Below are 9,064 nucleotides of genomic sequence, written 5' to 3' on the forward strand. Positions count from 1 at the left end.
CAAACATTTTCTTCACCTCCTTATGATATTATACAGCACCAAGCCTTATCATGTCCAACGAATATAATTGCGGGGGATCGGGGGTCAGTCGCTCGGCTTATATCCCCACGGATAAATCCGGGGGCTTTACGCCGATTCTCGGTAACCGCTCAGCCGCCCCCTCTCCCTTATCGGTTTCCCCACTCACCGCATCAGGGTTGAGGGGTGGGCATGGCATTGATTGGTCAAATCGCTCTGTGCTTCTGCCCCGGCAATCATACATCTAAATTGCACAAAAAATGGATTAAATATCGCTTTTAATACGCTGAAATTTTTACTGCTAAAAACCTGTCATTTCCGGCGGGAAGGGAATCCAGAAAGCATTTCTTTGCGAACCCATCTGAAAACCGCTACCAATATGATTTTACTGTGTTGATTTCGTACTATTTTGGCAAGGTTTTTCTGAGCAATACCGTAGCTAACGACACCGAATTTGGGATAATTCTCGGTTTACACAAAGCTCATAAAGCGCCAAGAAGAAGAGGTCAAGACCTGTGAAGGGAAATCCCAAGGTTGGCGCTGGTGGGAACGAGCATCACAGGTTTAGCAATTGTCTGAGTGCATAGGCTACAGTCTGCATCGCTGCTTATTTGTAATAAAAACGGTATGCAAACTAAGTGTATAAGATTAAATTAAAAAAACTCCCCACAGCTTGGGGGAGCATGAAGGTAAGGCGATGCAAAATTAAAGAGCCTCAAACAGCTCCCTCTAGAGAGCCTCAAATCGCTCTCTCTAATAACTCTCTATCAATTTTTGCAGTAGGATTTCACCCTCCCTATCAGCTAGCCAGCAGTTTCTTCAACCAGAGCGTTTTGCTTCCTTTTGCCATAGCGAAACGCACCAAGACCCACCAGTAACAGGGCAGTTGCCGTGGTTGGTTCGGGGATTTCCCGAGGTTGTGGCGTGGGTGGCTCCCAACTGACAGTACCTCGCCCGGTTCCGCTTGCGCCCACCATACCATTACCATCAATACTTTGGTAGCGCACGCCGAAGTTATTCAAGGCGAACTTTTTCACGTCACCAGACAATGCCAGGGTAGCGGTAAACTTTTGCGGCTCATCATTGGTTTTCACGCCGCCATCTTTGCCGCCGGTGCAGTTACCGTCGCTAAAGCAGACATCTAAGTTTCCGAATTGATTGGGTAATTTGCCGTTAGCAACGGCATTCTCAAATAAGCCATCAATGCGGGTCAGTTCAGCGGTTGTTTCGTTGTTCTTGCCCCTTCCTTGTCCTGGGCCTGTGGATTCTTCCGCAAATAGCAAGGACAACTTCCCGTCGGAAAAGTCCGTGACGTTAAACCCTAAGCCAGAGGTTCTAGAGGTGATTCCATCGCTGGAGGTGTTGTCGAGGGTAATATCAAATTTTGCCTCGGTGTTACCTCCAACCGTAGTAAAGCCGAGAAATTTGAAAATGGCTTCCGAGGTGAGTTCGATAACATCACTTTCGTTGACGTTGCCATCAAAGATGATTGTGAACTCTTCATTTACATCGTCCTCGTCAATTCCGATACTGCCATTGTCTATCAAAGTAAACGCTGAGGCAGCGGGGGCGACAGCGAACGAATAAACCCCAATGGAACCGAGGACAGTTAGTCCTACCGTTAATTGTTTCAATCGTTTTAACATAATCTTTACCGAATCCTACCAGCATCTTGTGTCCAACCGAATTTTTTGCCGGGGTGGTGGATGAGCTTTGACGATTGGGAGGGGGACATGGGATCCCATACGCCCGCCTGACTCATCCCGCTGTGTGATTAAAGTCAATCACCTCCTCCGGTTGCGCGCAATGGAGAACCAAACTGATGTTTGCCTCTCTCCTCCACTGTATCTGGCTCAACCACTGCTCGTCGAGGCTTTGGACGAAACTTTGTAAAATCTTTACGTAAAAAGTTTAATTGATTAAGTTTTGATGTGTTTTAGGATCCAGGATAAGGTTTTTGTAAAAAATAATCCCGACTGTAGAAGCTGTAAACTCGGAAAATGCAAGGAATATTGATGCATTTACCTTGCAATGTTTCTGACAATTTCATCCCCAAAGCTGGCGATTCCAATTGTCACGATCGCCCCTTGGGGTGGGGCGGCTCCCATACCAGGGCGATCGCGCTCTTAGTAACGAGGCGGTTTTCTCCCCACTGTAGCTCTGTTCCCCGCTTTTCCCCGGTTGGGGGGAAATTTAAAATAGAGCGTCGAGACCAAAATGAGTACAAATTATTAATTGTTAATTTGTCATCCTAATTTATAGGGTCGATTCACAGGAATCGACCCTATAAATTAAAGTTTTGGTAAAGAACGAAAAAATCGGCATTTTTATGGTATGAGGGGCGCTGTGGCGGGGAAAAGCGATCGCGTCATGCACGGATTAGCGAGGAGCCACGGCATATTGAACCAGTTGTCCGAGTCGGTGACGCAGAGTTTCTAACCCCAGACTTCCCTTGGCGGAAATAAACACAGCTTGGGGAAACTGTGCTCGAGCGATCGCCAAAGTCTGGCTATCCACACAATCGATTTTGTTAAACGCCACCAGGGCCGGACCGGGCGTCATTGGCATTTCCCTTAAAATCTCCATCACTGAGCGAATCTGACTTTGCCACGCCGGATGAGACAAATCCACCACATGCAGCAAAGCATCCGCTTCGGTCACTTCTTCTAAAGTCGCGCGAAAGGCATCCATCAAAGAAGGTGGCAACTCGTGAATAAATCCCACGGTGTCGGTTAACACGATGGACTGGGGTTTTCCGGTGGCCATATCGGGAACCACTAAGCGCCGGGTTGTGGGATCCAAAGTCGCAAATAATTGGTCGGCGGTATAAATTTCCGCATTGGTCAGGGCGTTGAGAAGAGTAGATTTGCCGGCGTTGGTGTAACCGACGATCGCGATCGAAGGAACTTCTTGATGCTGTCGGCGCTGACGCATCCGCGATCGATGCGCTTGCAATTGGTTCACCTCTTTTTGCAAGCGGGCGATGCGCCGTTGAATGGCGCGTCGTTCCGTTTCCAGCTTAGTTTCCCCCGGGCCTCGGGTACCGATACCACCGCCTAAGCGGGACATTGCTTGACCTCGACCGGTCAGGCGCGGCAACATGTATTCCAATTGCGCCAGTTCTACTTGCAATTTACCGGCACTGGATCGGGCGCGTTGGGCGAAAATATCGAGAATCACTTCCGTGCGGTCTACCACGCGGACGCCGAGAAGCATTTCCAGGTTGCGAACTTGCGCCGGCGATAAATCGCGATCGAAAACGATTAGATTTGCCCCGAGGGTTTGAGAGCAGAGGGCAATTTCTTCCACTTTTCCCGCGCCGACAACCGTTTGCGGGTGGGGACGGGAACGCTTCTGCTGCAATGTTTGGACCACCGTTGCGCCAGCGGTGTCTACTAAGCGGGTGAGTTCGGCGAGTTCATTTTCAAATTGTTCTGGGGTCATGGAGTCGGTCATTACCCCTACGAGGACCACACGATCGCGATCGGCATCCACTTCTAAGGCGACGAATTCCCGTTCGAATTGAGCTTCGAGTCCTTCTACCAGGTCGAGGAAGTCCTGTTTGGCGAGCATATCTAAGCTCATCGGCGGCGAAACGCTCCAAGTGGCGATCGCGCGATCGCTTTGCTCGGGTTCCATTTCCGTGGGCGGGGTCAGATGGGCTAAATGGGTTTCTTTCACATAACCGGTCGCCCCGCCGCCGCGCCGTTCGAATCCTTCACCGGTGAGGGTGAGTACCACCAAGCTATCCAGGCGTTGAATCGCCATAGCGGTTAATGCGGATTGATTGGGTGCGTGGGATTTGTGCTGAGTTGCAATGCAGCGAATCCCGCTGAGACGGCCCGCACCATACCGGGGTAATTCTAGGGGGGGAATTTGGGTTTGACGCGGCGAACCCACTCCCACGCGAATCACTTGTCCCCGGCGATTGATGTAGGCACAAACCGATTCTGCGATCTCCGTAGCGATCGCAGCTACACGCTGAGCAAATTCCGGCGTAGTGATGGAATCTACCGGCAGCTTTTGATGATAAAGCCGTTGCAACTGCTTGAGCTGGCTGGATTTCAGACCTTTTAAGTTTCCGTAGATAGTTTCGATAGGCGCTTGCGACCAGTGCCCTGGCCCTCCGAATGCGTTCCCTGCCTATTTTATCGCGATCGCGGGAGGAATGGCATTAGGGGTTGGTGGTTAGTCATGGGTGATTATTTGCTTTCTTCCTGGATGGTGATGCGGTATTGAGTGGCGATGTAATAGAAGAGTTTGTAATATTGGGCAAATTTATCGTTGGGCGATCGCCCTTGCAGGTTGTAAATGATGTGGTCGGTTTTGAGGGTGAAGGTCATCCGGGTTTCCTCTTGACCCACTTCCACGTCTAAGTAGGCGGGGAGTCCTTGTTCGGTGGTCAGGTTAGAGTCGGAGGAGTTTGGTGGGTGGAGGGAGGGGGAATTGGGGAGATTGAGGTGGGTGAGGTTGAGTCTGGCCCATCCTCTGACTTCTATGTTTGGGTGTTCGGGGTGACGAAATGCCCGTCCATCGAGATTGGTGGGCGGATCGAGGGGGATCCAATCGGTGGGATAGGGAAATTGGAAGTGAAAGCGAGGATTGTTGTAGGTGTTCCATTGGGTTTGCAGGGGAGTTCTGGCTACGGTGCAACCGGCGAGGATGACGCTGAGGGTAACTGCTGACGCCCAGCGGGTGATAGTTTGAGTGCTGATGTACGCGGAAAAAGGCCCCATCGCGATTGCTCTTTGTACTCTTTCTTTTATATTGGCATTTGCAAATGGGGGCTGGATGCTGGGGAGGCGATCGCCTAAGTCTGGGCCGACTCCTATATATGGAGGGGGTGAATGAGACGGGTGAGGAGAAGGGTGGGATTTAGAAAGGGGTGCTGGATCCTTGGGAATCGCGATCGCCCAACGATGAGACTCCTCATAGGGGGGGGGGGTGAATGGGACTGTAGGGGATTTTGGATCCTTTTTTCGGATTTTGCGGGTGCCCGAGGGGGAAAAACGCCATTTTTTACAATTTGCGATCGCTTGGTCGGGTTGACACTACGGATAGTGTTTTTCGTGTCAAATAACGCTACCCGTGATGTTTTAGGGGCAGGTTTTCGGCTTTAACTATTTTTTCTCTGGCGAGAGATTGTAACGGAATATTACAATAATGCCATTAAAGTGGTTTAGCATCTTGACAGTTCAAAAAACAGCCGCTACTATGGGTGACATACCCGGGTAAATCAATTCAGCGTCATGCAAGATAAGCAAAAGGTAACTCTGTATCTGCCACCAGAACTTCATCGCCAGCTCAAAATTCGAGCGGCAGTAGATTCCGAACCGATGTCATCCATAGCCGAAAGAGCGATTGATTTTTATCTAGCTCATCCGGGCGTGGTAGACGAAGTAGAGGAAGCGACTTACGGAAGAACCCATCAGGTTTACACCTGTCCAGATTGTTCTAGCTCGGTGGTGATGCGCGATGGAGAGATGGTATCCCTAAAAAACCAGCCAAGCGTAGTGGCTGAAGAGGGGTTGACCGTTGAAGAGGTGCAAAAGATTCAATCGAGCACCGATCAACAAGGCGAGGAACAATTAGTTCCCTGCTAACTGAAAACTTCCACCAGGGAGAAACTTGTGCTCCGCATAAAAAAACAGAAAGGGGCATTAAGATCTAGCAATAATGTTGTAGGCACCGTTTAGAGAAGGTCGATGGTCATGAAAGAAGAGCTCAATATTTTAATCCAAGCTCAATATCCTTTAATCTACCTCGTGACCTCCGAGGAAGAACGGGCCGAGCAGGCGATCGCAACGATTGCTCAGATCAAGCCCCAAAGAAGAGTCTTCGTATGGACGGTTACGCATGGAATTGTGGAGTACGGTCAACCCCGAAACGTAACCCAACACAACACGGTGTCGCCAGAAGCGGCAGTGGAGTGGGTGGTAAGGCAGCGAGAGCCTGGTTTGTTTATCTTCAAAGATTTGCATCCGTTTATTGATTCTCCAGCGACGACGCGGTGGTTGCGGGATGCGATCGCGAGCTTCAAAGGAAGCAACAAAGCGATTATCCTGATGTCACCGATACAGGAAGTGCCCATCGAGCTGGAAAAAGAAGTGGTAGTCCTGGACTTTCCATTGCCAGACATGGGAGAACTCAATCAGGTGCTATCGCACCAACTGGAGTCGGGTAGAAATCGTCGAATCAATACCGAAACGCGGGAAAAATTACTGAAAGCCGCATTAGGGTTGACGAAAGACGAAGCCGAGAAAGTGTACCGCAAGGCACAAGTGACCAGCGGAAAGCTAACCGAATCGGAAGTCGAGATTGTTCTGTCCGAGAAAAAACAACTCATTCGCAGAAATGGGATTCTCGAGTATATAGAAGAAGACGATACGATCGATTCAGTGGGAGGTCTCGAGGAGCTGAAGCGGTGGCTGAGGCAGCGTTCAAACGCATTTACCGAACGGGCGCGAGAATATGGTTTACCCCAACCGAAAGGGATGTTGATTCTCGGAGTACCGGGTTGCGGTAAGTCGATGATTGCCAAAACCACGTCTCGCCTGTGGGGTTTGCCCCTACTGAGGTTAGACATGGGTCGAGTATATGATGGCTCGACGGTGGGGCGATCGGAGGCGAACCTGCGGAATGCCTTAAAAACCGCCGAATCGATTTCACCTGCGATTCTATTCATAGACGAATTAGACAAAGCATTTGGTGGAAGCGGAGGGTCTGCGGACTCAGATGGCGGAACATCTAGCCGGATATTCGGTTCATTCCTAACCTGGATGCAAGAAAAAACCTCGCCAGTGTTTGTGATGGCAACTGCCAACCGAGTGGAAAGACTGCCTGGTGAGTTCTTGAGAAAGGGGCGTTTCGATGAAATCTTCTTCGTAGATCTGCCCAACGATGAAGAGCGACGAGCAATTTTCACCATTCACCTGACCAAACGACGTCGAGACCTCGATCGCTTCGACATCGAACAATTGGCAAAGGTGTCCGATGGATTTTCCGGGGCAGAAATCGAGCAAGCCGTCATCGCTGCGATGTACGAAGCTTTTGCCCAAGATAGAGAATTTACGCAGTTGGATATTATCGCTGCAATCAAGTCAACGCTGCCACTGTCGAAGACTATGACAGAACAGGTATCGGCCCTGCGCGAATGGGCCAGACAGCGGGCGCGACCAGCTGCATCTTCTGTCGCCGAATATCAGCGACTGGAGTTTTAACAGGCTTTCTCCTGGTCCAAACAGGAGCAAAGGCTAGCAACTTCTTGCTAGCAGTTCGAACAAATACCGCCATTATATGCGGTTCCCTTCAAATCCAAAACGTTGTCGTATCTAAAAACCTACTTTTAGGAGGAAATCCCAATGTCTCACTTTAGCACCCTGCGTACCAAAATCACCGACGCCGAAATCCTGAAAAGCTCTTTGCGCGATTTAGGCATCAACGTCAAGAGCGAAGCTGACGTCCGTGGTTACAATGGCCAGCGCGTCCGTGCCGACTTAGTGGCAGTTCTCGAAGGCGAATATGACCTCGGCTGGTCTCGCAACAGCGACGGCACCTATGACCTGATTGCCGACCTGTGGGGCGTTGCTAAGAAGCACAATCAAACTGAGCTGATCAACGCCATCAATCAGAAGTACGCTGTTAACAAGACCTTGGCCGAAGTGCGTCGTCCCGGTCTGCAGAACGCTAACGTCAAGCTCGTGGTCCAAAAGTAAAGTAACTGAGCGCGTTCCCAAACTGGCGGGTTAACCAAATGCGGGTTAACCCGTTTTTTTTTATCCTGACATATCTAGAGGGATTTGTAGAGAAGGCCAGAGGTGGGGATATCCCTACAAAGTCGCTACAATAAGCCAGAAGCAAACCCGATAGCGATGTGGATATGGAAACTTTTACCTTAGAACGGGATCCAGAAATTCGGCAGTTGATGCGCCAGTGCGGCACGCAGGCAGAAATTCTGGCCAAACAACAGTATGTGGTGGAGAAAAAGGGTCCGGAAGACTACGTAACGAGCGTCGATCGCGAACTCGATCGCCGGCTGACCCAGGGTTTTGCGCGGCTATTTCCCTGTGATGGAATTATTACCGAGGAAAACCAGCCATCGCGGCGGGCGTTTCGTGCTGGTTATCGGCGACTGTGGTGCATCGATCCCCTGGATGGCACCGATGGGTTTATCAAGCGCAAGCCCCACTATGCGGTGATGATCGGGTTACTCTGCGATTTTCAACCGGTGGCGGGGTGGATCTATGCCCCCGCTTTAAAACAAATGTACTATGGCGGTAAGGGGTGGGGTCTGTTTCAGGCGATCGGGGAAGCAGAGGTGGAGCCACTACAGCCGGTGGAGGCACCCGCACCCACGGACTCTTTCTGCCCGATTATTATTGGCGACAAAGACGAGCGCAATTTTGGCGAGGCGATCGCCGAACTGGTGCCAGGAGCCACATTTTCTTCCCTCGGCAGTTTTGGTCTGAAGGTGATGGAGGTCATTTGCGGTCGCGCCGGTCTGTACCTTTATCTCAATGGTCGGGTAAAATTGTGGGATACCACCGGCCCGATCGCTTTAGCCCAAGCAGCGGGATTGGTCTGTTGCGACTTGGAGGGAGAACCCTTGAGCTTTCACCCCAGTGCGATCGCTCCGGATACCTTGATTCACCATCAACCAATTTTAATTGGGTGGCCGCGTTATGTGGAAGCCCTGCGATCGCGCATCCGGGAGGCCGCGATCGGCAATCGGTAGCCACAAGTATAGCTTTAGTGAGATATACTGTTTAACGCGCTAAAAAAATCGGCCGTTATCTCACACTAAAAGTATATTTAGGCGGTTCTCCGATTCCCACCCATCGCTCCCACACAATCCCCTCCCTCTTCGCCAGTTAGTGGCTGGCGCATCGCGATATTATTTGCGTGATTTAGGCAAAATAATCGAAATTTTGGCTTATGCCCTGCGAACCAACATGCTGAGTAATGCTAAAGAAAAGAGGTGACAGTTATGAGCGCGATCGCAATCAATTTAAACCCAATTATTCAACTGACAGACGAACAGTTTTAT

The 9,064-nt window shown here is 50.4% G+C and carries 7 protein-coding genes; 4 read left to right on the forward strand and 3 right to left on the reverse strand.

The window, feature by feature from the left end:
- Window positions 1–821: 821 nt before the first annotated feature.
- The 3 genes from AC0QH1_RS20020 to AC0QH1_RS20030 all read right to left on the reverse strand — a co-directional run bounded on the left by AC0QH1_RS20020 (window position 822) and on the right by AC0QH1_RS20030 (window position 4,754).
- On the reverse strand, window positions 822–1,664 hold the full coding sequence (locus tag AC0QH1_RS20020; RefSeq protein ID WP_324633062.1) for a cistern family PEP-CTERM protein: 843 nt from the start codon (window positions 1,662–1,664) through the stop codon (window positions 822–824).
- A gap of 733 nt (window positions 1,665–2,397) precedes the next feature.
- Window positions 2,398–4,062, reverse strand: a complete 1,665-nt coding sequence (gene hflX, locus AC0QH1_RS20025; protein WP_324633063.1) for a GTPase HflX — start codon at window positions 4,060–4,062, stop codon at window positions 2,398–2,400.
- A gap of 158 nt (window positions 4,063–4,220) precedes the next feature.
- On the reverse strand, window positions 4,221–4,754 hold the full coding sequence (locus AC0QH1_RS20030) for a hypothetical protein (protein WP_324633064.1): 534 nt from the start codon (window positions 4,752–4,754) through the stop codon (window positions 4,221–4,223).
- A gap of 513 nt (window positions 4,755–5,267) precedes the next feature.
- On the opposite strand from AC0QH1_RS20030, the gene AC0QH1_RS20035 reads away from it, so the two are divergent.
- The 4 genes from AC0QH1_RS20035 (at window position 5,268) to AC0QH1_RS20050 (ending at window position 8,752) form a co-directional block, all read left to right on the forward strand.
- Window positions 5,268–5,621, forward strand: coding sequence for a slr0373 family blue light stress response protein (locus AC0QH1_RS20035; protein WP_324633065.1), 354 nt, complete (start codon window positions 5,268–5,270; stop codon window positions 5,619–5,621).
- A 108-nt stretch (window positions 5,622–5,729) separates the two neighbouring features.
- Entirely contained in the window at window positions 5,730–7,238 is a 1,509-nt protein-coding gene (gene ycf46 / locus AC0QH1_RS20040) for a stress-responsive protein Ycf46 (RefSeq protein WP_324633066.1), read from the forward strand.
- A gap of 141 nt (window positions 7,239–7,379) precedes the next feature.
- Window positions 7,380–7,733, forward strand: coding sequence for a DUF1257 domain-containing protein (locus AC0QH1_RS20045; protein WP_324633067.1), 354 nt, complete (start codon window positions 7,380–7,382; stop codon window positions 7,731–7,733).
- Window positions 7,734–7,897: 164 nt separating this feature from the next.
- Complete coding sequence (locus AC0QH1_RS20050; protein ID WP_324633068.1) at window positions 7,898–8,752, forward strand: 3'(2'),5'-bisphosphate nucleotidase CysQ family protein; 855 nt, start codon at window positions 7,898–7,900, stop codon at window positions 8,750–8,752.
- Window positions 8,753–9,064 lie beyond the last annotated feature (312 nt).

It is taken from the genome of Phormidium sp. CCY1219, from assembly GCF_055795085.1.